Origin of the sequence: Streptomyces sp. NBC_01334 (assembly GCF_035983595.1) — a bacterium.
Lineage (GTDB): Bacteria > Actinomycetota > Actinomycetes > Streptomycetales > Streptomycetaceae > Streptomyces > Streptomyces coriariae.
The window spans coordinates 9,141,598-9,165,713 of sequence record NZ_CP130718.1 but is presented as its reverse complement, the minus strand read 5'-3'; the positions used below and the strand labels follow the sequence as shown (position 1 = coordinate 9,165,713).

Genomic DNA, 24,116 nt, shown 5'->3' with positions numbered 1-24,116 from the left:
TCGGCGAAGGGCGCCGCCCGCCGGTGGGGCCGGCGGCGCCCGTGCAGCCGTCGGCTACTTCCTGCCGCGGCGCAGCAGCAGGTAGGCGACGGTCAGCGCCGCGGCGGCGCCGATGAGGGCGCCGCGGTGGTCGCGCACCTGTCGGGGCGCCTTGTCCTGCCACAGTTGCTCGGCCTGCCCGGCCTTGGCCCTGACCTGGACGGCGGCCGCGGCGGCCGTGTCCTTGACCGGGGCCGGGACCTTCTCCTCCAGGAGGTGGGCCGCCCCGGCCGCCTTCGTCCTGGCCTGCTCGGACAGCTGCGCCGCCGTGGTGCCGGCCTGTTCCTTCAACGCGGTCGCCTTCTCCTGCGCGCGGGCCTTGACGTCGGTCTTCGCGGCCAACGCCTCGACCGTCTCGCCGAGTTCGTGGCGGGTCTGTTCGACCTGTCGGCGCAGTTCCTCGGGGCTGTCGGCGGTGGGCTCGTCGTGGGGTGGCTGGGTCATCGTCGTGCACTCTCCTTGATCTCCGACACATCGGCTTTCACGCTGTCGACGGTCCGCTCGGGCACCGGTGGGGCGGCCGCGCCGACCTGCTTCTTGCCGGTCAGGGCCAGCACGGCGGTGATCACCGCCAGCACGGCGGTGACGATCAGGGCCGCGGCCCACACCGGGAGCGGCACCGCGATCGCGGCGATCGCGGTGGCGACCAGCGCCTGAAGGGTGAGGAAGCCGAAGAGCCCGGCTCCGCCGAACAGGCCTCCGCCCTTTCCGTAGCGTTTGCCCTTCTCGACCATCTCCGCCCGTGCGAGCTGCATTTCGCCGCGCACCAGGTCGGTCAGCTGCTGCGAAGCGCGTTGCACCAGGTCGCCGACCGACTCACCGCCGTCGGCGGTCCGCGCGCCGCGTTCACCGTCCGTGCCGTACCGTCCCGCTTCAGCCATCGCTTTCACCCCTTCCTCTCGGTGCCGCACCGGGTACCCGGGGACCAGCAAGAAAGACATCCCTGCCGCGGCAGAACGGGACGAGTCAGGCCTGCGCCCGCGTCTCCCCCGCGCCGGCCGTGTCGGGAAGGGGCACCAGGTCGCTGGTGCAGAACCCGCAGCGGCGCGCCTGGGCGGGCACGGGGTTGAGGCACTCGGGGCAGTCCCGCTTGTCCGCCTGGATGTCCTGGTGCGGGGCGAACCGTTCGTGCAGCTTGTTGATCGGCAGGACGACGAGGAAGTACAGGACGCAGGCGATCAGCAGAAAGCTGATGACGGCGTTCACGAAACTCCCGTACGGGAAGACCGTCCCGCCGAGGGCGAAGGTCCTGCGGCTGTAGTCGCCCGTCGCGCCGGTCGCGAAGCCCACGATCGGGGTCAGGAACGCTTTCACGAAGCCGTTGACGAGTGCGGTGAAGGCCGCCCCGATCACGATGCCCACGGCCAGGTCGACCACGTTCCCGCGCAGTATGAAACTGCGGAACCCTCCCAGCAGATCCCTCACGGTTCCCTCCGTCTTCTCTCGTCCTCGCCCGGCCGTTCGCGGCTTCGTCCGGCCGCGGCGGTCGGAGTGCGTCTTGCCGCGCCGGCGCCGGTCACACCACCGGTCGGCGGCCCGCGGATCGGGGCGGCTCCACCCGGATGGACGCCCGCCTCGCGCGACGGCGTCGGTCCTTGCCTAGCGTCGAAGCGACGGCCCCCGGCCAGGAGGAGACACCCATGCCCCATCGCACCGTCGTCGCGGGCATAGCCGCGACGATCATGACTTTCGCTCCGTTGTCCGGAGTCGCCCGAGCCCAGGACCTGGACTGCCGCGACTTCACCTTCCAGGAGGACGCCCAGGCGGAGTTCGACCGGGACAGGAACGACCCCAACCGCCTCGATCAGGACCAGGGACCGGACGACGGCATCGCCTGCGAGGTCCTCCCCCACCGGTCGCTGCCCACCCTCGTACCCGCCACGAGCATTCCCGCGCCGGTCCCGACCGGCTCCGCACCGGTGACGATCAGCCCCGCGGCACTGCCCAGCCTCGGTGTGCGCGGCGGCGTCGGCGGCGCCGTGACCGCGGGACCGTCCGGCCGGGACATCGGCATCGGCGCCGGCCTGACGGCGGCGGGCCTGCTGGCCGGCGCCGCCTGCGTGAGGCGGCGCCGAAGCCGCGTTTGACCGGACCCGGCCAGGGCCTCGCCGGAAGCGCCGTGCGGGCAGCCCGCGCGGACGGACCCGCACCGCGCCTCAGGAGGTCGTGTCGCCGGGATGCCGTCCGGGGCCCTGGGTCTGGTTGGTCAGCGGAGTCGGCGACAGGACGGTGTCCTCTTCGCCCGGCTCCAGCAGGGTGGCCGCGGCACCGACGACCAGGGGGTCCGGACTGCCGACCGCTTCGGCGTCCTTGGCCGCGTAGTCGATGCGGTGCAGCAGGCTGCGCATCGCTTCGAGGCGACCCCGGCGTTTGTCGTTGCTCTTGACGACCGTCCAGGGCGCATGCGCGGTGTCGGTGACGCGGAACATCTCGACCTTGGCGGTGGTGTACTCGTCCCAGCGGTCGAGGGAGGCGAGGTCGGTGGGTGAGAGCTTCCACTGACGTACCGGGTCGACCTGGCGGATCGCGAACCGCGTCCGCTGCTCGGTCCGGGAGACGGAGAACCAGAACTTCACCAGGATGACGCCGTCCTCGACGAGCATCTCCTCGAAGAGCGGGCACTGCTTGAGGAACAGTGCGTACTCCTGTTGCGTGCAGAAGCCCATCACCCGTTCCACGCCCGCCCGGTTGTACCAGGAGCGGTCGAAGAAGACGATCTCACCCGGCCCGGGAAGATGGGCGACGTACCGCTGGAAGTACCACTGGCCCTTCTCCCGTTCCGTGGGCTTGCCCAGCGCCACGATCTTCGCGCCACGGGGATTGAGGCGTTCGGTGAATCGCTGGATGGTGCCGCCCTTGCCCGCCGCGTCCCGCCCCTCGCAGACCACGACCAGACGGGCGCCGGTGTCATTGACCCAGCGCTGGAGCTTGAGCATCTCGATCTGGAGGACGCGCTTGGTGCGCTCGTACTGGCGGCGGCTCACCTTGCGGTCGTAGGGGTGGTTCTCCCGCCACGTCGTGATCGGCTGACGCGCGCCGTCGAGCAGCACCGGCTGTTCCGGTCTGCGGTCGTCCACCGTCAGCCCGTCGAGCAACCTGGCCTCTACCTCTTCACGATCCATCGGTTCCGCGCCTCCCTGCGATGCGTCGCTCACGTCTGCGGCTGGGTTCCTACCGACGACCACTCCAAACGCATTGACCTGCTGAAAAGCCATTCGGTCCGGCCCGGCGCGGAAACCCCGACGGTTCGACCGGGCCCCGGACGACCCGGGGTTCACCCCATCGGTGCGCGCCCGGTGCGCGGCTCTCCGGGCCGTGAGAGCGTGGCACACCAAATGCCCTTTCTATGCATTTTCGGGTATGTATCGGAGGACTGTCATCCGATGAGTGAGACCAACGCCCTCAAGCAGGCCGCCCAGAAGATCACCGACAGCCTCCGAGGCGCCCGCGGGGCGCCGGAAGAGGGCATCCCGGCAAGCGGTCGGGGAGAACATGCCCGTCTTCCTCATAGGACGCGAACAAGTTCCCCGACATCGTCCACGCCGGGAGACCACACCCGGACCGCAAACGCTTCCTGCGTACGGGGGTCGGACCGTGCAGACATTTCTGCCGTACCCGGACTTCACCGCGTCGGCCGCCGCCCTGGACCCTCGCCGGCTGGGCAAGCAGCGGGTCGAGGCGCTCCAGGTGCTGCGAGGTCTGACGGTCCCCGGCTACGGATGGCGCCACCACCCGGCGGTGCGCATGTGGACCGGGTACGAGGAGGCGCTGGTGCGTTACGGCCTGGAGGTCTGCGGTCTGTGGACGGCGACCGGACGTGCGGACACCTGCGCCGCCTCGCTGGTGACCGGCTTCGGGAGACAGCCGGACGGTATCCGCACCCAGGAGCTGCTCGCCGAGGCGGGGGAACTGCCGCCGTGGCTCGGCGATCCCGCGTTCCACCGCAGTCATCGGTCGGCGCTCGTGCGCAAGGATCCCGAGTTCTACGCGGCGCTGTTCCCCGGCGTGCCCGACGACCTGCCGTACGTCTGGCCGGCGTCCGACCGGACCACGCCCCGCGAGGGGTGAGCCCCCTCGCCACGGCCCGTCGTCAGGTGCAGTCGAGCGCCGTCAGGTCCACCGCGTCGGCCATCGCCCGCATCCCCTTGTCGTTGGGGTGCAGATGGTCTCCGCCGTCGAAGAAGGGCAGGATCCGCCGGGGGTCGTAGGGGCTGCGCAGGATGCGGTCGAAGTCGGTGACGGCGTCGAACCCCCCGCCGCTCCGGAGGAACGCGTTGACCTCCTGACGTACGGACTCGGCGGCCGGGTCCCACTCCGACCAGCCCTCGAAGGGGGCCACGGTGGCGCCGACGACGCACTTCCCGGCCGCGTGCGCGCGGCGGACGATCTCCCGGTAGCCGGCGATCATGTCCTGGGCGGTCACGCCGGTGTGCGCCTTGATGTCGTTGACACCCTCGAAGAGGAACACGGTGCGCACTCCCGGCTGCGACAGCACGTCCCGCTGGAGCCTGTTCAGCGCGCTCTGGCCGGCTCCGTCCGCCAGGACCTTGTTGCCGGAGATCCCCTCGTTGGCCACGCCCTTGACCCGGGTGTCCGCCCGCTGGAGTCGGCGGGCGAGGTAGTCGGGCCAGCGGCGGTCGAGGTCGGCGGTGGACTGCCAGCCGTCCGTGATGGAGTCGCCGAGCGCGACCACCGCGCCCGTCGACGCGTTCGCGCGGACGGAGACCGAGTCGAGGTAGAACCAGGAGCCTGTCGTCCCGCTCCACCGGTCGCCGCTCTCCTCGGCGGTGTGGTCGCCCTGGGTGAGGTACGAGGTCTGCAGGGCCATCCCGTGACCGCTCGCCGGGCCCCCCGCGTCCGGCGAGTGCAGGCTGACCACCAGGTCGGTGGCGGCCGGCAGCCGACCGGGCAGCGCGTCACTCAGCGCGGTGTCGCCGGCGCGGATCGTGACGGAGTGCGCGCCGCCGAAGCTCAGTCGCCGGTTGCTGCCCCGGACCAGGGTCGCGCCCTCCTGCTGGAGCCCCGCGTGGACGCTGTCGAAGGTCACCGGCCGGTCGCCGAAGGCATTCGTGAGCCGGATCCGCAGGTCGCCGCCGCCGACGCTGGTGCGGACGACGAGCCGGTAGCCACGGTCGGCGACAGCCTCCCCCAGCCGGTCCGCGGACGCCGCCCAGGTGACGACGTCGTGGCCGGTCTCCGCCGCGCGAGCGAACGCCGGGAAGGCCTGCGGCAGGGCGGCGGCGAGCAGGGTGGTGAGGACGGCAAGGACCACGCGGACCGGCGTGCGGCGGGCCGTCACCGGGTGAACCCCTTCAGCGTGACGGACTTCCCCGGCCGCAGGTCCACCGTCCGGGACGTCCCCCCGTACGTCACCGTCGTGGTCCGGCCGCCGACGCTGCGCACCCGCACCGAGGTGGGCGCGCCCTCACGCCACCGCAGATCGACGACGAATCCGCCGCGCGCGGGCAGGCCGGTGACATGCCCGGAGGCGGCCCAGGCGGCGGGGAGGGCGGGCAGGAGTTCGAGGTGCCCGGGGCGCGAGTACAGGAGCATCTCCGTCATCGCCGCCGGGGTGCCGAAGTTGGCGTCGATCTGGAAGATGCCCCGGCCCTGTTCGACCTCGTAGATGTCGAACAGGTTGAAGGCGGTGCCGTTGCCGCCGCCGGTCGACGGGCGCAGGTTGGTCGTGACCAGCTCGTACGCCTTCTCCGCGTGCTTCAGGCGGGCCCAGCACAGGGCGCGCCAGGCGTTCGCCCAGCCGAAGCTGTCCATGCCGCGCGCGGTGAGGAGGGCGGTGGCTCCGTCGACGGTCTCCCGCGGGGTGGAACCGTCGGGGCGGATGCGGTCGCCGGGGAACAGGCCGACGAGCGGCGACAGGTGCCGGTGGGTGGTCTCGCCGAGGTTGTCGGGTGACATCCACTCCTGCAGCCACCCGGTCTTCGGGCTCACCTCCGGCAGGTACAGCCGTTGGCGCAGGCCGGCGACGGTGTCCGCGTAGGCGGCGTCCTTGCCCAGTTCCCCTGCCGCGGCCTGGTAGTGGCCGAACAGCTCCCACACCAGCTCCTGGGCGTAGGTGATGCCCCGGGCGTCGAGCGGGCCGTGTTCGGGGGACCAGTCGCTGTCGGCGACGAGGACCCGCCGCTCGCCGCCGGGCAGGGTCGTGGGCAGCAGCCGCGCCTCCCAGAACTCGCAGGCGCCCTTCAACAGCGGGTAGATCTTCTCCAGATGGGTGCGGGAGCCGGTGAACTCGTAGTGCTCCCAGAGGGTGTTGGCGAGCCACGCGTTGCCCGCGGGATGCCACCACCAGCCCATCCCGCCGTGCGGGTTGGTGGAGATCGCGACGGTCCAGCCGGCGTTCTTTCCGGTGGAGTTGCGGTAGCGGTTGCGCGGGTCGTCGAACAGGGACCGGGTCAGGGCGGTCCAGGAGGGCAGTTGGGCGAGGCAGTAGTCGGTGAGGGCGTCGAAGCACGGGGACAGGCCCGTGCGGTCGGCCATCCAGTAGTTCATCTGGAGGTTGATGTCGGTGTGGTAATCGCCCATCCAGTCCGGGTCGTTGCCGTCGAGCCACAGCCCCTGGAGGTTGAGGGGAAGGCTGCCCCGGGATCCGGAGATCATCAGGTAGCGGCCGAACTGGAGGTAGGCGGCTTCGAGTTCCGGATCCGGGGTCCTGTCGCGGGCGCGTGCGGTGAGGCGTTCCCAGGTGTCGAGGGCGCGCTGTCCGGCGGTCGACGTGCCGAGCGAGAGGTCGAGTCGGCCGTAGAGGGCACGGTGGTCCGCGACATGGGTGCGCAGCAGTGTGCCGACCGGGTGAGAGGCGGCCGCGCGGACCTTCGTACGGGCCAGCTTCTCGGGGTCGAGGGACGGGTCGCGGTACTTCGCGCGGGCGTCGGGGGCGTAGTCGGTGCCGCCGCTGACGACCACCGTGAGGTCGCCGCAGCCGGAGAAGTCGATCCGCGCCCCGTTCACCCGGACCCGGCCGCCGGTGCCGTGCGCCGTGACGGCCGCGCCGTAGCGCAGACCGCCGGGGAAGGACGCGCCGAAGGACTCCGCTCCGCCACCCGTCTCGCCGTGCGTGCCGTCAAGGGTCACGGAGCCGGTGTACCGGCCGCCGCCGCTCTGGGTGAAGTGCAGGACGATCACGTCGTCCGGGCGGCTGGCGAAGATCTGCCTCCGGTACGTCACTCCCGCGCGGACGTACGTCGTCGTGAGCAGGGCCTGGGAGAGGTCGAGGGTGCGGCGGTAGCCGTTGACGGCGGACAGGTCGTGGTCGGGGAGGTCCACGGTGAGCCGGGCGAGCAGCGTGAAGGAGCCGAAGTCGGCGCGGCCGTAGGGGAATTGGCCGTCGTCGTCCAGTCTGTCGTTGAGGCCGCCGGTCCACATGGTGGCGTCGGTGATCAGCAGGAGTTCCCGGCCGGGGTCGTTGCCCGCGAGCGCCCCGAGGCGGCCGTTGCCGACCGGCAGGCCCTGTTCGATCATGGAGTGGTCGTCGGCGGGGGCCTGCCACCAGAGCAGGTGCCGGGAGTCCTCGGTGGGCCGCGGCGCGTCGAGGGGGCGCCGGGGCGCGGCGGAGGCGGTGAAGGCGGGCAGGCCGGCCAGGGCCGCGGCGGTGAGACCGGCGGCGAGGAGGGCGCGTCTGTCGGGGTCCGTCGGGTGGGGGTTCATGGCGGCTCCGGAGGTCTGAGGGGGCCCGGGTGCGGTACCGGGCCCCCGGGTGTCGTCAGGAGGTCTTCGGTACGTCGATCCGGTCGATGTCCGGCGCGTAGCCCGAACCGCTGTCGAAGGTGATCGTGTTGGCGCCCGCCTTCAGCGTCACCGGCACATGGACGCGGGCGACGGTCCCCCAGTCGCCGGTGGCGGGGAACGTGTGGCGGGTGACGCCGCCGCCGTCGGCGGAGACCGCGGCGGTCCGTGCGTCGCCGCTGAGGTAGGCGACCTCGATCTGGTAGGTGCCGGGCCTGTCGACGACGACGTCGGTGAAGGTCAGTTCGCCGCCGAGGTAGAGGTTGCCGACCTTGCGGTCGCCGGAGCAGGTGGCGCAGTCGGCGACGGAGGCGTTGCCGACGAGTGTGTTGGCCGGGGCCTCGGCCTCGTAGCCGGTGCGTTCGAGTGCGCCGCCGCGCGGGGTGACGGTGAACAGACGGGAGCCGTGGGCGGGCAGCGCCTGGGTGATCCGGTTCTTGTAGGTGCCGAGGTTCTCGTGGTTCCACAGGTCACGGACGGCCGCCTTGCCGGTGAAGCCCAGCGTCGTCCAGTCGGCGCTGACCGAGGCCGGCGCGTCGGCCAGGTTGAACAGGGCGACGGTGTAGGTGCCGTCGGGGTTCTCGGCCGCCCACACCCGCTGGGAGTCGGACGGGGTGACCGGGTGCGCGGGCGGCGCGGCGCCCTGGTTGACGGCGATGACCTCGCGGTTGGTCAGCAGGGACAGGCCGTAGGAGTCCAGGCGCGTGAGGTCGTCGCCGGTGTAGAGCGGCGACTTGGCGATGGCCCACAGGGTGGCGTACGTCTGCCGTTCGGCCTTGGTCAGGCCGTCCATCGCGCCGTTGCCGACGTCGAGCGAGTCGAGGTCGTTCCAGCCTCCGGGGCCGGCGTGGCGGGTCCAGGCCGGGAGGTCGTCGAAACGGTCGTCGACGGAGTTCTCCCAGGAGACCAGGGTGTTGCAGTAGCACTCGACGTCGGTGTCGATGCGCCAGCCGTCGGAGTACTTCTTCCAGTCGGCGGCGTGTCCGATGTCGAGGGACCAGGACACCTCGAGGTGGATCGGGCGTCCGGTGGCGGCGATCGCCTTCTGCCAGGCGGCCACGTCGGCAACGTTGTCGTAGTTCTCGCCGCTCTTGAAGGAGCCGGGGCCCACGCCGTCCAGCTTGAGGAAGTCGTAACCCCAGTCGGCGAACATCCGCGCCTGGGAGTCGATGTACTTCTGCGCGCAGGGGTCGGAGAAGTCGATCTTGTAGGCGCTGTCCCAGCCGTTGGTGGTGCGCAGGTCGTCGTGGACGATGTCGGCCGTGGTGCAGCCTTCGGCGTTCCAGATAGGGGCCTTGCCGTCCGCGTACGCCTCCTTCTCCAGGCCTACGGGGAGGTAGATCCCCGCCTTGAGGCCCTTGGCGTGCACGTGGTCGGCGACGGCTTTCATGCCCCGGGGGAAGCGCTGCGGGTCGGCCTTCTGGCGGGCGTACCGGTCGAACTGCGGCTTCCAGGCCTTGTCGCGCCACCAGCCGGCGTCGATGTTGACGTACTCGTAGCCGTACTTCTTGAGCTTCGCGGCCAGGGCGTCGGTCTGCTTCAGGACGTTGGACTCGGTGAGGTAGCTGTAGTCGCCGTCGGGGTTGAGTCCGGGGTACTTGGAGGACTGCATGCTCCAACTCGACCAGCCCATGTACGGCTTGGCGGCCGGCCCCGGTGCGGGTGCGGTGCTCTCGGCGTGGGCGGCGGGGGCGACCGTGGCGGTGCCCACGGCGAGGGCGAGGACGACGGCGGCTCTCAGGGCGCGTGCGGGCAGGGCGAAGTGCGAGGGTGACCGCATGGGTCTGACCTCCTGGGGTGGGGTTCGGCGGAACGGCTCCGGGGCGGCCCGGTCGTGGCCCGCGCCGATGGCGGGCCGCCGACGCACCGCGCCGGAACGTGCGGGGACGCTGCTCGTACGGTCAGTTCGGGTCGGTGATGAAGGACTGGATGGCGGTCGCCGCGGCGCCGCGCGCCCCCTCCTCGAAGGGCAGCGGGCGGGTCTGCAGGTCGCACCGCGCGGCCGAACCGAAGGCGGCCGCGGCGAAGGCGCTGCGGATCTGCTCGGCGAAGAGGTCGTAGGCGGCCAGTCCCTCCCCGGAGATGACGACGCGCTCCGGGCCGAGCAGATTGGCCACGGTGGCGATGCCGCGGCCGATCGCCTCTCCCGCCCGTGAGTACGCCTCGCGGGCGTGGACGTCGCCCCGGCGGGCGAGGTCGACGGCCTCGGTGGTGTCGGTGACGTCGACGCCGGTCCGTTCGCGGATCCGGGTGAGGATCGCCGGGTCCGCGGCGATCGCCTCTACGCAGCCGCGGTTGCCGCAGTGGCAGAGCGGCCCGTTCGGGTCGACGGTGACATGGCCGATCTCGCCGGCCACCCCGTGCGCTCCGGCGACCACGCGGCCGTGTACCACCAGGCCGCAGCCGACGCCCGCGCCGACGGTCACCACGGCGAAGTTCGACAGGCCCACGCCGGCGCCGAACCACTGCTCGGCGACAGTGAGGGCCCGTACGTCGTTGTCGACGGTGACCGGCAGGCCGGTGACGGCGGAGGCCAGTTCGGCGAGCGGTACGTCGCGCCACTCCAGGAACGGCGAGTAGCGCACCACGCCCTCCCCGCGGTCCACGTCGCCGGAGACGGCGACGCCCAGCCCCATGACGCGTACGCCGTAGCCGTCCGCCTCGGTCAGCAACTCCCGCACCACGTCGGCGGTCGACGCCAGGACCGCCCTGGCGGCACGGTCGGTCAGCGGCACGCGCCGGGCGAGCAGGATCCGGCAGCGCAGGTCCGTGAGCACCCCGAAGATCGCGTCCCCGGTGAGCTTGAGCCCGAGGAACAGGGCGCGGCCCCCGTCGACGCGCACCAGGTTCGCGGGCCGGCCGAGCGCCGAGCGGGCCTCCGTGTCCGCGTCCTCCACCAGGTATCCCGACTCGAACAGCGGCCGGACCGCCTTCGTGACGGCGGCCGCCGACAGACCGGCCCGCCGGGCCAGCTCCAGGCGGGTGAGCGGGCCCTGGGACAGGACGGTGGTGAAGACCTGCGATGCGGCCGGCGTTGCGGCGGGGAACGTCTCGGCGGGGTGCGCGGCGAAGGACGAGGGCATGGCCCGGAACCTAGGGCCCTTATTTTCCGCTGTCAATGAAAGAAGCAGGAATTAGCTGAAGCTCCGCCGTGAGCCCTGAGCACCTTTCAAAAGGCCTACGGTGACGAGGTATTGACGTGTGATCGAAGCCGATGCTCCCCTGGAGGCACCGTGCGGCGTCAGCGCCGCGTCCGCAGGCGGGCCAGCAGGCCGCGCGCCTGGGCCCGACGGCGCGGATCGGCCGCCGCACGCCGTGCCTGCTCCATCGTGCGCCGGCCCTGCGGGCTCCTGGCGAACTCCTTGATGCGCTGAATGACGCTCATTTCCGTCCTCCCCTTGTGTGTCGGCCTGCCTGTCGGCGGGCCGCCTCTTCCGGTCGTCGGCTACCCCCGAACCCGCCGATCAGGCCCCTCGGACGGGGGGTTCGGGTCGGTCGGGCGGACGCGCCGCTCCCCCGCCGCCTGCCGTCCGCTCACGCCGCGCGCCCCCTGGCCGCCGTCGTCCGCGCAGGCGCGGCCGCGGGACGGGCGCCCGCGGCGTGGGTGCGAGCCGCCGCGCCCTGGGCGCGGGCGGCACGGACCCGGTAGGTGGTCTTCGTCGGGTCCGTGACGGGCTCGCCCACCGTGATCCGGCCGGCCGCGTACAGCTCGTCGCACTCGGTCGCGGACAGCGCGACATAGCAGCCTCCCCGGCCGCTGTCGGCGTCCAGCGGCCGCCAGTAGCCGTACACCCGGCGTCCACTGGCGTGCTCGGTGACGAAGACGGGTGTCCGGGGATCGGCGACGATGCGCAGCACGTCGGCCCCGGCTCGGCCCGGCGACACGCCGGGGCGGGACGGGTGGGCCGGCCGCCCGTTCCGCACCGCAGCGCCGTCGTCCGTGCGGGCCGGTCGCGGCGCCGGAGCCGGTACCGGACGGCTCACCGGACGGGCCTTCTCCTCGCGGCCCATCGGGAGCGGGCCACGCTGACGCGGCACGCCGGCCGCCAAGCCGACCGTGCCCGTCGCGCCGGACACCTCCGCGCTCCGACGCTGCCGGGGGTGGGCGTCGGAACGTACGTCGAGGAGCTGCGGCTGGAGGGCGGTGGGCGGCATGATCGGTGACCTTTCCTCGGCGGGGACATGAGACCGACTACCCGGCTGAGCCGAAGTTGATCTCATGTGGGGCATCCTTCATGACGGCACTGACAACGGGCGGGTTCATCGGGGCCGCGACCTGCCCTCCCGGCGGTTGACCTCCAGCGATACGGGCACTCGGCGAGCCACGTGTCAGCGACTGCGGGAGGTGCACGGTGGCGGTACGGCATCGGCTGGTCAAGGCGAGTCCGCAGACGGTGTGGGGCATCCTCGCCGACGGCGACCGCTACGCGGAGTGGGTGGTGGGCACGTCGTCGACCCACGAGATGACGGGCGAATGGCCACACGTGGACGCGAAGATCGCCTACGAGATCCGGGTGGGGCCCGTCACCCTGAGCAACGAGACGATCGTACGGCGCTGCCGGGAGCCGGACGTGCTGGAGCTGGAGGCGCGGGCGGGCGCGCTGGGCACCGCGCGGATCGCGTTCGAGCTGCGGCCGTGGGGACGCCACTGTCTGCTGATCCTGGACGAACATCCGCTGCAGGGCGTCGGCGGGCTGCTGCACAACGCCGCCGTGGAGGCGGTGACCCAGATCCGCCACCGGGCCATGCTCCGTCGGCTGGCCAAGGTGTGCGAGGCCGACGCCCGCGGCGGAGCGTCCGACGGCGCCCGGTGGACGCCCGCGGCGGCGCGATCGCACGCCGAGGGAGGCGCCGATGCCTGACGCGGTGGTGATCGGGGCGGGACCCAACGGACTGGTGGCGGCGAACCTGCTGGCGGACGCGGGCTGGAGCGTGGAGGTCCTCGAGGAGCAACCGGAGCCCGGCGGCGCGGTGCGGCACGACCGGGCGGTGGACCCCGAGTTCGTCAGCGACCTCTTCAGCTCCTTCTACCCGCTGGCCGTCGCCTCACCGGTCCTGTCCGGGCTGCGGCTGCACGAGCACGGTCTGCGCTGGAACCATGCGCCCAGTGTCGTGGCCCATCCACTCACCGACGGCGGCTGCGCGGTCCTCGACCGCAGGGTCGAGGTCACCGCCCGCTCCCTCGACGCCTTCCACGCCGGGGACGGAGCCGCCTGGCGTCGCCTCCACGAGGTGTGGGAACAGCTCCGCCCGGACATCCTCGACGCGCTGTTCACCCCGTTCCCGCCGGTGCGGGCCACGGCCCGGCTGGCGCTCCGGCTGCGCGCCGCGGGCGGCCTGCGCATGGCCAGGACGCTGGCCCTGCCGGTGCGGCGGCTGGGCGAGGAGGAGTTCGGGGGCGAGGGCGGCCGGCTGCTCCTGGCCGGCAACGCGCTGCACGCCGATCTCGCTCCGGAGGCCGCGGGCAGCGGCGGGTTCGGCTGGCTGATGGCCATGCTCGGCCAGTCCTACGGCTTTCCCGTGCCGGCCGGCGGCTCCGGCGCCCTCACCGAGGCCCTGGTCCGGCGGCTGCGCGCCCGTGGCGGCGTGCTGCGCTGCGGGCAGCGGGTCGGCCGGATCGAGGTCCGGGACGGGCGGGCCGTGGGCGTGCGCACCACCGACGGGGAGCGGGTCGCCGGGGACCGCGCGGTGCTGGCCGACGTCTCCGTCCCCGCGCTGTACGGCGTGCTGCTGGAGCCGGAACATCTGCCCTCCCAGCTACTGGCCGACCTGGAGCGTTTCCAGTGGGACTTCGCGACCTTCAAGGTCGACTGGGCGCTGAACGGGCCGGTGCCCTGGCAGGCGGAGGCGGCACGTCGTGCCGGGACCGTGCACCTGGCCGACGGCCTGCACGAGCTCACCCGGTTCGCGGCCCAGATCGCCATGCGCCAGGTGCCGGACCGCCCCTTCGCGCTGTTCGGCCAGATGACGACCTCGGACCCGGGGCGCTCCCCCGCCGGGACCGAGTCGGCATGGGCCTACACCCATGTGCCCCAGCTGATCGAGGGCGACGCCGGCGACGAGGGGCTCACGGGCGCCTGGGACGCGAGCGAGCAGGAGCTGATGGCCGACCGGGTCGAACAACAGGTCGAGCGGTTCGCTCCCGGTTTCCGGTCCCTGGTCCGCGCCCGCCGCATCCTCGCCCCGCCCACGCTCCAGTCCCTCGACGCCAATCTGCACGGCGGCGCGATCAACGGCGGTACGACCGCGCTGCACCAGCAGCTCCTCTTCCGCCCCCTGCCCGGCAGCGGGCGCCCGGAGACCCCGGTGCGCGGGCTGTTCCTGGCCTCCGCCGGCGCCCATCCCGGCGGTGGTGTCCACGGCGCGCCGGGCGCCAACGCCGCCCGTGCCGCGCTGCGCCGGCACCGGCCGCCCGGCGGGACGTTCGTCCAGCGGGCACTCGCTCGCCGGGACCGCACCGGCGCGAGACAGCCGTCTGCGGGCTGACCCGCGCGTTGCCCGCCGAGGAACCGACAACGCCAAAGACGGAGGACCCGAGGAACGGAGCACGCCGTGCACGACAGTCCCCTCGAAGACCGCACCGCCGTGGTCACGGGAGCCGCCCGCGGGGTGGGAGCGGCGCTGGCTCGGGAGCTCGCACGGCGCGGAGCGCGCCTGGCGCTGATCGGCCACGAGGGGGCGGCGCTGCGGTCCGTGGCCGCGTCGCTGCCCACTCCCGCACTGGCCGTCGAGGCCGACGTCACCGACGGCGAGGCGCTGCAGCGGGCGGCCGAGATCGTGCGCTCGCGGCTGGGGACGCCCTCGGTGGTCGTCGCGAACGCGGGGATCGCGGAGGGCGGTCCGTTCGCCTCGGCGGACATGGCCTCCTGGCGGCGGGTGATCGACGTCAACGTCACGGGCAGCGCCCTGACGGCACGCGCCTTCCTGCCGGACCTGATGGAGTCGGCGGGCTACCACCTCCAGATCGCTTCGCTGGCCTCCATGGGGGCCGCTCCCCTGATGAGCGCCTACTGCGCCTCGAAGGCCGGCGTGGAGGCCTTCGCGCACGCGCTGCGGGCCGAGACGGCCCACCATGGCGTGGCGGTCGGCATCGCCTATCTGAACTGGACCGACACCGACATGATCCGCGACGCCGACCGGCATGCGGTGCTGCGCGAGCTGCGCGCCCACATGCCGCCGCCCGCCCGACGCGTCTTCCCGCCGGAGTTCGTGGCGAGGCGCCTCGCCACGGCCGTGGAACGCCGGCGCACCGCCGTCTACGTCCCGGCCTCGCTGCGCCTCGTCCAGGTGACACGGGCCGCGCTGCCGGCCCTGGTCCTGCGCCGCTCCCGCCGCGCGCTGCCCCGCCTGGAGGCCTCGGATTCCTTGCGTCCCACCGGGCCGCTCGGCGCCGGCGGCCGCGCCGACGCGGCGGCGGCACAGCGGGGACACGCGCCCAACGGCCGCTGAGCGCCGGGGCTACGACTCCCTTGCCTCGCGGGCCCACTTCTCGACGACGGGCACACATGTCTCGGCGAAGTGCCCGTAGTCGTCGGGGGTGTTGTGGACATGGGCGGACAGCCGGAGGTAGCCGAGTCCGTCGAAGCTGGTGAACGCGGCCTCCACGCCCAGTTCGGCGTTCGCACGGTCGCGCAGGGCGTCCGCCGCGACCCGGCTCGTGCCCAGGCCCCCGGGCAGGCGGACCAGCCGCATTCCGGGGACGGGCATGCCGACGTCGACGGGGTCGGCCGGGGTCCCGGTCCGGGCGAAGGCCTCCGCGACGACACGGGCGCCGTGGTCAGCCAGTTCGTCCATGTACCGGCGGGCCGTGTCCCAGCCCCAGGTGTCGTCGATGAAGTCCCATGCGGCGGGCGCGGCCAGGAAGCCGGTGGCGTCGAGCGTGCCCTGGTGGTCGAAGCGGTCCGGGAAGGGTTCGGCCGCGCCCCATGAGTCGATCAGCGGGCGCAGGTCCGCCCGCAGCGGGCCGTGGGCGACGAGCGCCGCCGTGCCGCGCGGGGCACAGCCCCATTTGTGGAGGTTGCCCACCCAGGCGTCGCAGACCAGGCCGTCCAGGGGCGCGGCCAGCAGACCGGGGGCGTGCGCGCCGTCGACGAGCAGGGTGATCCCGCGCCGCGCGGCTTCGGTCCCGACGCGTTCGACCGGCATCAGGCGGGCCGTCGCCGAGGTGATCTGGTCCAGGACGATCAGGGCGACGCCGTCGTCCACCTGCGCCATCACCGCTCGGTACGCCTGCTCGGCATCGGCCGCCAGGGGCACCCGGGCCGTGCGTACGCCGGTCCCCCAGCGACGGGCCAGCCGCTCCGCGCCCATGGTGACGGCGCCGTAGCCGTGGTCGGTGACCACGATGTCCCCGCCGGGCCGGGCGGCCAGCGCGGTGTAGACGACGCTGGCCCCCGCGCTGGCGTTCGGCACGAGCGCCAGGTCCTTCGCGTCGGTGCGCAGCCGGCCGGCCACGGCCGCGCGGGCCGCGGCGATCCGGCCGGGCAGCGACGGAAACCACGCGACCGGGGCGCGTTCCATCTCCGCCCGCAGGGCGTTCTGCCGCTCCTGCGCCACCCGCGGGACGGCGCCGAACGAGCCGTGGTTGAGATGCCGCAGGTCGGGGTCGAGCGTCCAGGCCGCCAGCGCGGGCCGCCCGTCAGGCAGCGTCAACGGTCGGGGCCCGGTGACCATTTCGCCCTCGTTCACGGAGCTCCTCGGATCGTCCCTGGTCGGGTGCCCTGCCGGTGCCGGGCGGGCTCACGATACCCAGGGCGGACGAGGACTCCGGACGGGCGTCCCAGAGACCTCAGACCTCCAGAGACCTCAGACCCCCAGAGCCTCAGCCCTCCCGAACCCCAGAAGCTCGGAACCTCAGCCGAAGAACGACCGCTGCGCGGGCAGGCCGGGGGTGAAGGAGGACGGGGCGCTCATGACCCGGTCCAGGTCTCGCTTGATGCGTTCGGCCTCGCCCTTCACCTGGGCGGGCACGTCGCCGCGTTCGATGATGAGGCGGTGGTAGATCGGGGTGTCGTCGAAGACGGGGATCACCGAGGGGGCTCTGCTTTCGTGGACGGTCGGGCAAGCCGACACGGCAGGACTTGCTTCGGACACGGCCGACGATCCGACGGAGCGAACCGGCGCTTTTGCGACGTCTCCTGACGGTTCGACAGCGGAACCGACCGTGGTGACGTCATCGTATTGTCCCCGATGGCCCGGGTGCGGGTGACATGGGGGCCCGGGAACGGTGGCGGCGGGCTGCGAGCAGGCGCCTCGGACGGGCTCCGAACGGGCCCCGGACGCCCTCGGCGCGGCCCCTCGGCGTCGGCGCGCGCTCCGCCCGCTGTCACCACGGCAGGGGGCCGTCCGCCGCGCAGGCCTCGCCGGCGAGACCCTCGACGACCGGCTCCGGTCGCAGGAGTTGGGCGACGATCGCGGCGGTGGCACGGTGCCAGTCGGCGCACCGTCGGAGCATGGCGTGGTCGCCGCGACGGACGAGGACGATGCCCGCCTGCGCCGCCGCCCGCCGGGCCCGTCGGACGTACTCCGCGGACTCCCCCGGATCGGTCACCCGGTCACGGTCTCCGTGCAGTACGACGATCCGCTTCCCGCCGAGATGGTCGACGGGTTCGCCGGGCGGGCACCACGGCGCCAGTGCGAGGACACCGCGCACCGCGGGGTCGGCCGCCGCCCGCAGGGCCGCCCGGCCGCCCATCGAGTGGCCCACCAGGGTCACGGGCACCTCGCCGACCGTCCGGCGCAGTTCGTCGAGGGCCCGTACGGTGTCGTGCACGGGATCGGCGGTCGCGTTCCAGCCCCGGTAGCGGTAGCGCACCTCGCCGACCAGCACGTCCTGACGGTCCGTCGCGGCCACGGCCGCCCGCAGGACGGGACGCATGCGCAGGGCGGCCAGGTGCCAGCCCCGCGATGCCTCCCGGCCGTGTTCCCGGCCGCCGTGCAGGACCACGACCGCGGCGCCCGGCGTGCCGACCGGTCGCTGCCGCACCACCAACGCGGACGCGCTCCCCACGGCCCCTCCTCCGTCTCCGCCCGCTTCTCCGACCGCTCCTTCGCCCGCTTGTTCGCCCGCTTGTTCGCCCGCTTGTTCGCGCACTGCCCGCCGCCTCTCTCGCCGCACATCCGGACCTTCTCGACGGTCGCCGGTTCAGCCCGCCACGAACTCCGGCTCCCACGGCTTCGGTCCCGCCGCGTCCTGCCAACGCCCGAGGTCCTCGCCGTCCACGCACACGATGCCGCATTGCCTCGCGTACTCGACGGCGGGCGCGGTGAAGTCGCCGGTGGTGACGACCGCCGCGACCTCGGCCGCGTGCACGGCGAAACACGTCCCGCCGAAGCGCTGCATGTCCTGGGAACCGACGCGGTTGGTATCGCTGTAGCGCTTGCACTGGATGACGAGCACCCGTCCGTCCGGTGTCCGCGCCACGACATCGGCGCCCAGGTCACCGGCCCCGCCGACGACCTCCACCTCGGTACAGCCGTCGCGCCGGCAGAGCTCGGCTATCGCCTGCTCGAACTCGTCGGGGTCCAGCTCCTCGTAACCGATCTCCTCGGTGTCGGCCCACACGTCGTCGAGAGGGTGGTCGGACACCTGGCCGAGGGGCTGACCGAGCGGGATCGTCGGTTCCACGTCGCATCCCCCACCGACGAACTCCGTGCGAGGCACGGCCGGTCCCGAGGCGACGAGGGGCGGCGGCGTCTCGAGAGCCTCGACCACCGTCTCCGTGGCCTCCTCCAGGGACCTCGCGGCGCGGCGCGCGAGCCTCGCCGCCGAGAACCTGCGCCGTCCGCGACGGCCCGCGACGGCACTGGCAGCACCGACGAGGACGAGCGAGACCGCCCAGCCCGGACGGCGCTCCGCCGCTGCCGTGGCGGTACGGGCGACCGTGCCCAGCAGGGTCAGCAGGATGGCGAGCAGCACGAAGTACACGGCCGTGGAGCGGAGTTCGAACCGACGCGGACTGCGCGCGGGCTGCGGAACGTGCGGCGGTACGGCCATGGCGGTGCTTCCTCCCGGGTGCGTCAACGAAGATCATCGAGCGTGTGCCCAGGTCGGGGCGGTTCTATCGGGAGGGGTGAGCACGAGCGCGTGGGGCCGAGCACACCGCCCTGTTCCTCCGGGAAAATCCGTTGGCGGGATCTCACCGTGCGCGGTTAGCGTGCACCGGCGTGGACATCGAAGATCCCAAGGAGCTGGTCCGGCGCGGGTATGACGCGCTCTCCCTCCACTACGACCGGACGTACGGCGCCGAGACGAAGTACCGGCCATGGATCCACGCACTGTCCGGCCGTGTCCCGGCAGGCGGCACGGTGCTGGACCTCGGGTGCGGAAGCGGGGTCCCCGTCGCTCGTGACCTGGCGGCCGCGGGTCACCGTGTCACGGGCGTCGACCTCAGTGAGGTGCAGATCCGCAGGGCTCGGGAGCGCGTGCCGCAGGCCGAGTTCGTCCATGCCGACGCCACCGCGGTGGACTTCGGGCCGGCCTCCTTCGACGCGGTCGTCTCGTTCTACGCACTGATCCACATTCCGCTCGACGAACAGCTTCCGTTGCTCCGCAAGGTCGCCGGATGGCTGCGGCCGGGCGGTTGGTTCCTGGGTACCACCGGGCATCGGGCCTGGACCGGCGTCGACGAGGACTGGCTGGGTGGCGGGACCCCCATGTGGTGGAGCCACGCGGACGTCGCGACGAATCGGAGCTGGATCACCCAGGCCGGTCTCGTGATCGAGCAGGAGGAGTTCGTGCCCGAGGGCGAGAGCGGTCACGCGCTGTTCTGGGCGCGCCGCCGCTGATTCAGGCCTGGGTGTCGGCGAGCAGTGGGAGTTCGGCGGAGTCGCTCAGTTCGGCCCAGACCGTCTTGCCGCGGCGGGCGTGGCGGGTTCCCCAGCGTTCGGCGAGCTGGGCGACCAGGAGCAGGCCTCGGCCGCCTTCGTCGAAGACACGGGCCCGGCGCAGGTGAGGGGTGGTGCTGCTGCCGTCGGAGACCTCGCACAGCAAGTTGCGGTCGTGGATCAGGCGCAGCCGGATGGGGGGTTGGCCGTAGCGGATGGCGTTGGTGACCAGTTCACTGACGACCAGCTCGGCGGTGAAGGCGAGTTCCTCCAGACCCCAGTCGCTCAGCTGCCGGGAGACGTCCGAGCGGGCCCGGGCGACGGCGGCGGGTTCGGCGGCCAGGTCCCAGGTGGCGACCTGGTCGGCGCCCAGGGCGTGGGTGCGGGCCAGGAGCAGGGCGACGTCGTCGTCCGGCCGGGTCGGCAGCAGTTCCTCGATGACGTGGTCGCAGATCTCCTCCAGCGAGGGAGCCGGCCGGACGAGGGCCTGGCGCAGCCTGGCGAGACCGGCGTCGACGTCGTGGTCGCAGGACTCGACCAGGCCGTCGGTGTAGAGGGCGAGGAGGCTGCCTTCGGGGAGTTCGAACTCCGCCGCCTCGAACGGCACGCCGCCGAGGCCGAGTGGCGGGCCGGGCGGCAGCTCCAGGATCTCGGCCGCTCCGTCCGGGGTCACCAGGGCGGGCGGCACATGTCCCGCGCGGGCCAGGGTGAAGCGCCGGGAAACCGGGTCGTAGACGGCGTACAGGCAGGTGGCGCCCAGGTCTCCGGCGGCTTCGCCGTCCACGTCGTCCCAGGTTTCGCCGGACAGACGCAGAACGATGTCGTCGAGGTGCGTGAGGAGTTCGTCGGGCGGCAGGTCGATGTCGGCCAGGGTGCGTACGGCGGTCCGCAGACGGCCCATGGTGGCGGCGGCGTGGATGCCGTGGCCGACCACGTCACCCACCACGAGGGCGACCCGGGCGCCGGACAGCGGGATGACGTCGTACCAGTCGCCGCCGACGCCGACCAGGTCGCCCGCGGGAAGGTAGCGGTAGGCGACCTCGACCGCTGACTGCCGCGGCGCACCGCGCGGGAGCAGGCTGCGCTGGAGGGTGAGGGCGGTGGCGCGGGCGTAGCTGTAGCGGCGGGCGTTGTCGACGGCCACGGCTGCCCGGGCGGCGATCTCCTGGGCGAGGAGCAGGTCCTCGTCGTCGTAGAGGTCGGGGTTGCGGTGCCGGGAGAACCGGGCGACGCCCAGCGTGGCGCCGCGGGCACGCAGCGGCACCACCAGGGTGGAGTGGATGTGCGGGGCGCCGGCGGCGGCCGCGTCGCCGTGGTGCTTGGCGGGCTGCCCGGTGACCAGGGCGTGCGCCTCGGGCGACCCGGCGGGGCAGGTGTGCAGCACTTGTGTCGCGGCGCCCGGCTCCGGACCGTCGTCGGTCACCGATGCCCGCGCGGTCCGGCGCAGCACGAGGGGGCCGTCGCTCGAGAATTCGTGGCCGTGCAGCGCGGCGTCGAGCAGATCGACGGTGACGAGGTCGGCGAAGCGCTCGACGGCGTGATCGGCCAGTTCCTGCGTGGTGCGGGCGATGTCCAGGGTGGTGCCGATGCGCACGCCCGCCTCGTTCACCATCGACAGCCGCCATTGCAGTCGGCGGTCCCGCTCCTCCTGGAACGCGGCGACGCCCTGCTCCGAGGTGCGGTCCACGTACACGGCCGCCGTCGCGATCACGTGCCGTGCGGCCGCGCTGACCAGCTCGGCGTCGTCGGTGAACCGGGGCATCTCCGCGAGCAGCCGGTCGAGGACGATGGTCTGCGCCAGCCGGAAGGCCCGCAGCATCGTGCCGAGGGGGATGCCGTGCCGGGCCAGCCGGCGCGAACGGTCCAGGTCGGCGGGCGGCGGTTCGATCAGGGTCGGCTCGATGGCGTGCTCGAGGCCGAACAGCCCGGCTGCGATGTGGTCGGCCACGTTCTCCGCCGCCATCCGCGCGATGCCGGGGTCGTCCCACAGCTCGGGCAGCTCCCGCCGCAGGCCGCGCTCCACCTCGGCGATCAGCTCGTCCGCTCGCGAACCGAGCTCGCGCACGACACGGGACACGAGACCGGCAGCCGTCAGGTCCACAAGGACGACGTTACGCCGTACGGGCGCGTAGGCCTCGTCGGGAGGCGGTCCACCTGGGCCCCACTCTTACCGTAGCGGTCGCTGCGGGCGACGACGTGAGCGCCCTCGCCGAGGGGAAGGAGGCGCCCGAGGGACACCGTCTCCCGGCCCGGACGCCGGTGCCGTCCGGGCCGGGAGGGCGCGGCCGGCCGTAAGGGTCACTCGTCGGGGATGCCGGCACCGCCGAGGGCCGGGACGGTCTTCTCCGGTCGGGCGAGGGTGCGGACGCCGAGGCGTAACCGGTCGCGTGCGTCGACGACGGTCCGACCGACCGGGGTGTGGCCCCGTACGCTGACGCCCTGGCGGGTGGTGGGCTGCCAGGTGCTCCGCCCAACGCGCCCGCGCCCGCCGCCTCTTCACCACCCGGGCCCTGTTTCCCGCCGGGGTGCCGAAGGCGTCGGCCCGGACGACCGGCAGCACCACGTCGCCGTACGAGCCCTGCGCGACGAGCACGATCGTCGAGCCACTCTCACAGCCCTGTCGAGAGCTGTGGCTCGTCGTGGGATTTGCCGCTGGTGATCGGCACAGCCCGGGGGGGCGTACATGGAAAGACCGGACGACCGCATCGCATCCGTCCTGCGCTTCGTATCGGAACTCGTCGCCTGGGTGGCCACCCCGTGGGCCCTGTCCCCGTACTCGTGGGTCTACGCCGTCCTGGCCGTGGTGGTACTGATCGGTCTGCCGACCGTCTTCTCGACTCCGGGCGACAAGGCACAGGTGATCATCCCTGTGCCGGGTACGGTCACGATCCTGCTCGTGCTGCTCCAACTCGCCGCTGCCGCGAGCGCCGCATGGTGGGTATGGCCCACCGGTGCGGCAGTCCTCGTGTCTCTCCTGGTGGCCGGCACCCTCGTCACGGAACGCAACCGGTGGCAGTGGCTGCTGTCCAGGGACCGGCACAGCGGCTGAGCTGTGGGATCACCCGCGGGAGCCGGAGGCCGGCGGCCGGTCGCAAGCCGGGACCGTGCGGCTAGCTGCCGTCCCGGGGCATCCGGACGACCGCGACTCCGCCGTCCAGGTCCACCGTCGTCCGGTTCGGAGGCGCGCCGTCCTCCTCGTCGTCACGCATCACCAGTGCCGACCGGCGCTCCTTGAGCTCGTTCTGCTTCCCGGGCGAGAAGCTCGCGTGGAGTTGCTCGAACCCGGTCGCCGATATCTGGCCCTGCCGGGCGCTGTTGCGCCATGGCAGCAGCCCGGCCCGCCCGGCGCGGAGAACCAGCTGGTCGGCGAAGGCCACGGCGGTCAGCAGGATGACCAGCCCGGGCAGGGTCATGAACACGGCGAATCCCATGCCCCCATTCTCCGAGCCGGCACGCGAGGTGGACAGGCGGCCTCGGCGGGTTCCCGGCCCCGGTGATCCGGGGGTGGTGTCCGGGGTCAGGTCTCCGGGGTCGGTGATCCGGGGCTGTCCGGGGTCGGCCGTGCGGTCACGGCTTGCGCCCCACGCCGCAATAGGCGTCGACGGCCGCGAAGTTGGCCGAATCATCGGGGTGCGCACGCCACTTCGTGACCTGGACGATCCCCGGTTCCACCAGCTCCAGGCCGTCGAAGAAGCCGCCGATCTCCTCGACGGCGCGGACGTGGTAAGGCACGGCGCCGCTCGCGTTGTACGCCTCCGACGCGGCGATCATGCCCTCGCTGGTGGCCGTGCTGTCGCTGATCACCAGGTGGCTGCCCGAAGGGAGACCGGCCATGAGCCGCCGGACCAGGTCGCGTGCCTGCGCGTAGTCGCCGACGTGACCGAGCGTGTTGAGGATCATCAGGGCGACCGGCCGGGAGAGGTCCAGCGTTGCCGCGGCGGCTTCCAGCACGGCTTCCGGGTCGTACAGGTCCGCGTCCAGATAGGCGGTCCTGCCTTCCGGTGTGCTCGTCAGCAGGGCGTGCGCATGGGCCAGGACCACGGGGTCGTTGTCGACGTACACGATCCTGGCGTCCGGGGCCGCGCTCTGCGCCACCTGGTGGGTGTTGTCGGCGGTGGGCAGACCGGTACCCACGTCCAGGAACTGGCGGATGCCCTCCTCTTCGGCGAGGTGGCGCACCGCGCGTCCCAGGAAGTGCCGACTGGCGACCGCCACGTCGACGAGGCCGGGGAAGATCTCCTTGATGTGGTCGCCGATCTCCCGGTCGACCTCGTAGTTGTCCTTGCCGCCGACGAAGTAGTTCCAGAACCGGGCCGAGTGCGGCTTGGACGTGTCGATCCGGCCGGGTGTTCCGGCGGTCGTGGTGGTCTGGGAAGTCGGGTCCGACACGGCAAAGCCTCCTGCACGGCTACGTAGTTGATCAGGGCACCAACGTAGGCGAACTCTCTTGCCGGGCAGGGAAGTTGAGAGCGCTTGCTGTCGTCTGCCATACCGTTTCGGCCATTCGGCAG

The 24,116-nt window shown here is 72.8% G+C and carries 24 protein-coding genes and 1 pseudogene; 8 read left to right on the top strand and 17 right to left on the bottom strand.

The genetic code is table 11. From position 1 onward, the window contains the following. Positions 1 to 54: 54 nt before the first annotated feature. The 3 genes from OG736_RS40765 to mscL all read right to left on the bottom strand — a co-directional run bounded on the left by OG736_RS40765 (position 55) and on the right by mscL (position 1,455). Positions 55 to 483: a DUF3618 domain-containing protein gene (locus tag OG736_RS40765; protein WP_327186932.1), complete on the bottom strand. Its 429-nt coding sequence runs from the start codon at positions 481 to 483 to the stop codon at positions 55 to 57. Next, on the bottom strand, positions 480 to 920 hold the full coding sequence (locus OG736_RS40760; protein ID WP_327186931.1) for a phage holin family protein: 441 nt from the start codon (positions 918 to 920) through the stop codon (positions 480 to 482). The genes OG736_RS40765 and OG736_RS40760 overlap by 4 nt, the downstream gene beginning before the upstream one ends. An 85-nt stretch (positions 921 to 1,005) precedes the next feature. After that, positions 1,006 to 1,455, bottom strand: a complete 450-nt coding sequence (gene mscL / locus OG736_RS40755) for a large conductance mechanosensitive channel protein MscL (protein WP_327187846.1) — start codon at positions 1,453 to 1,455, stop codon at positions 1,006 to 1,008. A 224-nt stretch (positions 1,456 to 1,679) separates the two neighbouring features. On the opposite strand from mscL, the gene OG736_RS40750 reads away from it, so the two are divergent. Next, the gene (locus OG736_RS40750; RefSeq protein ID WP_327186930.1) at positions 1,680 to 2,126 is read left to right on the top strand and encodes an excalibur calcium-binding protein; all 447 of its coding nucleotides are present in this window, start codon (positions 1,680 to 1,682) and stop codon (positions 2,124 to 2,126) included. Positions 2,127 to 2,195: 69 nt separating this feature from the next. On the opposite strand, the gene ppk2 is transcribed toward OG736_RS40750, so the two are convergent. Continuing rightward, positions 2,196 to 3,161 carry a polyphosphate kinase 2 gene (gene ppk2 / locus OG736_RS40745; RefSeq protein WP_327186929.1) on the bottom strand — a complete coding sequence of 322 codons (966 nt, stop codon included), beginning with the start codon at positions 3,159 to 3,161 and terminating at the stop codon, positions 2,196 to 2,198. Between the two features lie 358 nt (positions 3,162 to 3,519). Between ppk2 and OG736_RS47370 the strand changes: the two are divergent. After that, positions 3,520 to 3,607 (top strand): annotated as a pseudogene (locus OG736_RS47370) (catalase); the annotation flags it as partial. 26 nt (positions 3,608 to 3,633) lie between these two features. Continuing rightward, complete coding sequence (locus OG736_RS40740) at positions 3,634 to 4,107, top strand: MSMEG_6728 family protein (protein WP_327186928.1); 474 nt, start codon at positions 3,634 to 3,636, stop codon at positions 4,105 to 4,107. 22 nt (positions 4,108 to 4,129) lie between these two features. Here OG736_RS40740 and OG736_RS40735 read toward each other — a convergent pair whose 3' ends face one another. From OG736_RS40735 to OG736_RS40710, 6 genes are all read right to left on the bottom strand, one after another. After that, positions 4,130 to 5,338 (bottom strand): SGNH/GDSL hydrolase family protein, encoded by a 1,209-nt coding sequence (locus OG736_RS40735; RefSeq protein ID WP_327186927.1) that lies wholly within the window; start codon positions 5,336 to 5,338, stop codon positions 4,130 to 4,132. Continuing rightward, positions 5,335 to 7,701, bottom strand: coding sequence for a glycosyl hydrolase family 95 catalytic domain-containing protein (locus OG736_RS40730; RefSeq protein ID WP_327186926.1), 2,367 nt, complete (start codon positions 7,699 to 7,701; stop codon positions 5,335 to 5,337). Before OG736_RS40730 ends, OG736_RS40735 begins: the two co-directional genes overlap by 4 nt. A 55-nt stretch (positions 7,702 to 7,756) precedes the next feature. Then, on the bottom strand, positions 7,757 to 9,559 hold the full coding sequence (locus OG736_RS40725) for an alpha-galactosidase D (protein ID WP_327186925.1): 1,803 nt from the start codon (positions 9,557 to 9,559) through the stop codon (positions 7,757 to 7,759). 121 nt (positions 9,560 to 9,680) lie between these two features. After that, positions 9,681 to 10,862: an ROK family transcriptional regulator gene (locus OG736_RS40720; RefSeq protein WP_327186924.1), complete on the bottom strand. Its 1,182-nt coding sequence runs from the start codon at positions 10,860 to 10,862 to the stop codon at positions 9,681 to 9,683. Between the two features lie 158 nt (positions 10,863 to 11,020). Next, the gene (locus tag OG736_RS40715; RefSeq protein ID WP_171401420.1) at positions 11,021 to 11,164 is read right to left on the bottom strand and encodes a hypothetical protein; all 144 of its coding nucleotides are present in this window, start codon (positions 11,162 to 11,164) and stop codon (positions 11,021 to 11,023) included. Between the two features lie 149 nt (positions 11,165 to 11,313). Further along, positions 11,314 to 11,934: a hypothetical protein gene (locus tag OG736_RS40710; RefSeq protein WP_327186923.1), complete on the bottom strand. Its 621-nt coding sequence runs from the start codon at positions 11,932 to 11,934 to the stop codon at positions 11,314 to 11,316. Between the two features lie 197 nt (positions 11,935 to 12,131). Between OG736_RS40710 and OG736_RS40705 the strand changes: the two genes are divergently transcribed. The 3 genes from OG736_RS40705 (at position 12,132) to OG736_RS40695 (ending at position 15,228) form a co-directional block, all read left to right on the top strand. Beyond that, positions 12,132 to 12,641, top strand: coding sequence for an SRPBCC family protein (locus tag OG736_RS40705; RefSeq protein ID WP_327186922.1), 510 nt, complete (start codon positions 12,132 to 12,134; stop codon positions 12,639 to 12,641). Beyond that, on the top strand, positions 12,634 to 14,265 hold the full coding sequence (locus tag OG736_RS40700) for a phytoene desaturase family protein (RefSeq protein WP_327186921.1): 1,632 nt from the start codon (positions 12,634 to 12,636) through the stop codon (positions 14,263 to 14,265). The genes OG736_RS40705 and OG736_RS40700 overlap by 8 nt, the downstream gene beginning before the upstream one ends. Positions 14,266 to 14,331: 66 nt before the next feature. Next, positions 14,332 to 15,228, top strand: coding sequence for an SDR family oxidoreductase (locus OG736_RS40695; protein WP_327186920.1), 897 nt, complete (start codon positions 14,332 to 14,334; stop codon positions 15,226 to 15,228). 9 nt (positions 15,229 to 15,237) lie between these two features. Here OG736_RS40695 and OG736_RS40690 read toward each other — a convergent pair whose 3' ends face one another. From OG736_RS40690 to OG736_RS40675, 4 genes are all read right to left on the bottom strand, one after another. Further along, positions 15,238 to 16,452: an aminotransferase class V-fold PLP-dependent enzyme gene (locus tag OG736_RS40690; RefSeq protein ID WP_442817213.1), complete on the bottom strand. Its 1,215-nt coding sequence runs from the start codon at positions 16,450 to 16,452 to the stop codon at positions 15,238 to 15,240. A gap of 180 nt (positions 16,453 to 16,632) precedes the next feature. Then, positions 16,633 to 16,809: a hypothetical protein gene (locus OG736_RS40685; RefSeq protein WP_020126612.1), complete on the bottom strand. Its 177-nt coding sequence runs from the start codon at positions 16,807 to 16,809 to the stop codon at positions 16,633 to 16,635. A 295-nt stretch (positions 16,810 to 17,104) separates the two neighbouring features. Then, the gene (locus OG736_RS40680) at positions 17,105 to 17,788 is read right to left on the bottom strand and encodes an alpha/beta hydrolase (RefSeq protein ID WP_327186918.1); all 684 of its coding nucleotides are present in this window, start codon (positions 17,786 to 17,788) and stop codon (positions 17,105 to 17,107) included. Between the two features lie 135 nt (positions 17,789 to 17,923). After that, positions 17,924 to 18,775, bottom strand: a complete 852-nt coding sequence (locus OG736_RS40675) for a restriction endonuclease (protein ID WP_327186917.1) — start codon at positions 18,773 to 18,775, stop codon at positions 17,924 to 17,926. Between the two features lie 170 nt (positions 18,776 to 18,945). Here OG736_RS40675 and OG736_RS40670 point away from each other — a divergent pair, with 170 nt between their 5' ends. Then, on the top strand, positions 18,946 to 19,566 hold the full coding sequence (locus OG736_RS40670; protein WP_327186916.1) for a class I SAM-dependent methyltransferase: 621 nt from the start codon (positions 18,946 to 18,948) through the stop codon (positions 19,564 to 19,566). A gap of 1 nt (position 19,567) precedes the next feature. Here the strand turns inward: OG736_RS40670 and OG736_RS40665 are convergent, their stop codons facing one another. Beyond that, positions 19,568 to 21,706, bottom strand: a complete 2,139-nt coding sequence (locus tag OG736_RS40665; RefSeq protein ID WP_327186915.1) for a SpoIIE family protein phosphatase — start codon at positions 21,704 to 21,706, stop codon at positions 19,568 to 19,570. 582 nt (positions 21,707 to 22,288) lie between these two features. Between OG736_RS40665 and OG736_RS40660 the strand changes: the two genes are divergently transcribed. Beyond that, the gene (locus OG736_RS40660; RefSeq protein ID WP_327186914.1) at positions 22,289 to 22,654 is read left to right on the top strand and encodes a hypothetical protein; all 366 of its coding nucleotides are present in this window, start codon (positions 22,289 to 22,291) and stop codon (positions 22,652 to 22,654) included. A 61-nt stretch (positions 22,655 to 22,715) separates the two neighbouring features. Here OG736_RS40660 and OG736_RS40655 read toward each other — a convergent pair whose 3' ends face one another. Then, positions 22,716 to 23,036: a DUF6191 domain-containing protein gene (locus OG736_RS40655; RefSeq protein WP_327186913.1), complete on the bottom strand. Its 321-nt coding sequence runs from the start codon at positions 23,034 to 23,036 to the stop codon at positions 22,716 to 22,718. A 136-nt stretch (positions 23,037 to 23,172) separates the two neighbouring features. Continuing rightward, a complete protein-coding gene (locus OG736_RS40650; protein ID WP_327186912.1) occupies positions 23,173 to 23,994 on the bottom strand; it encodes an SAM-dependent methyltransferase in 822 nt (273 codons plus the stop codon). Between the last annotated feature and the right edge of the window lie 122 nt (positions 23,995 to 24,116).

What these genes read in the sequence shown, in the direction of transcription:
- OG736_RS40720 (WP_327186924.1), bottom strand. Translation starts at nt 10,862, where the DNA reads ATGCCCTCGTCCTTCGCCGCGCACCCCGCCGAGACGTTCCCCGCCGCA.
- OG736_RS40750 (WP_327186930.1), top strand. Translation starts at nt 1,680, where the DNA reads ATGCCCCATCGCACCGTCGTCGCGGGCATAGCCGCGACGATCATGACT.
- OG736_RS40710 (WP_327186923.1), bottom strand. Translation starts at nt 11,934, where the DNA reads ATGCCGCCCACCGCCCTCCAGCCGCAGCTCCTCGACGTACGTTCCGAC.
- OG736_RS40660 (WP_327186914.1), top strand. Translation starts at nt 22,289, where the DNA reads ATGGAAAGACCGGACGACCGCATCGCATCCGTCCTGCGCTTCGTATCG.
- OG736_RS40675 (WP_327186917.1), bottom strand. Translation starts at nt 18,775, where the DNA reads ATGGCCGTACCGCCGCACGTTCCGCAGCCCGCGCGCAGTCCGCGTCGG.
- OG736_RS40690 (WP_442817213.1), bottom strand. Translation starts at nt 16,452, where the DNA reads ATGGTCACCGGGCCCCGACCGTTGACGCTGCCTGACGGGCGGCCCGCG.
- ppk2 (WP_327186929.1), bottom strand. Translation starts at nt 3,161, where the DNA reads ATGGATCGTGAAGAGGTAGAGGCCAGGTTGCTCGACGGGCTGACGGTG.
- OG736_RS40700 (WP_327186921.1), top strand. Translation starts at nt 12,634, where the DNA reads ATGCCTGACGCGGTGGTGATCGGGGCGGGACCCAACGGACTGGTGGCG.
- OG736_RS40765 (WP_327186932.1), bottom strand. Translation starts at nt 483, where the DNA reads ATGACCCAGCCACCCCACGACGAGCCCACCGCCGACAGCCCCGAGGAA.
- OG736_RS40760 (WP_327186931.1), bottom strand. Translation starts at nt 920, where the DNA reads ATGGCTGAAGCGGGACGGTACGGCACGGACGGTGAACGCGGCGCGCGG.
- OG736_RS40725 (WP_327186925.1), bottom strand. Translation starts at nt 9,559, where the DNA reads ATGCGGTCACCCTCGCACTTCGCCCTGCCCGCACGCGCCCTGAGAGCC.
- OG736_RS40730 (WP_327186926.1), bottom strand. Translation starts at nt 7,701, where the DNA reads ATGAACCCCCACCCGACGGACCCCGACAGACGCGCCCTCCTCGCCGCC.
- OG736_RS40655 (WP_327186913.1), bottom strand. Translation starts at nt 23,036, where the DNA reads ATGGGATTCGCCGTGTTCATGACCCTGCCCGGGCTGGTCATCCTGCTG.
- OG736_RS40715 (WP_171401420.1), bottom strand. Translation starts at nt 11,164, where the DNA reads ATGAGCGTCATTCAGCGCATCAAGGAGTTCGCCAGGAGCCCGCAGGGC.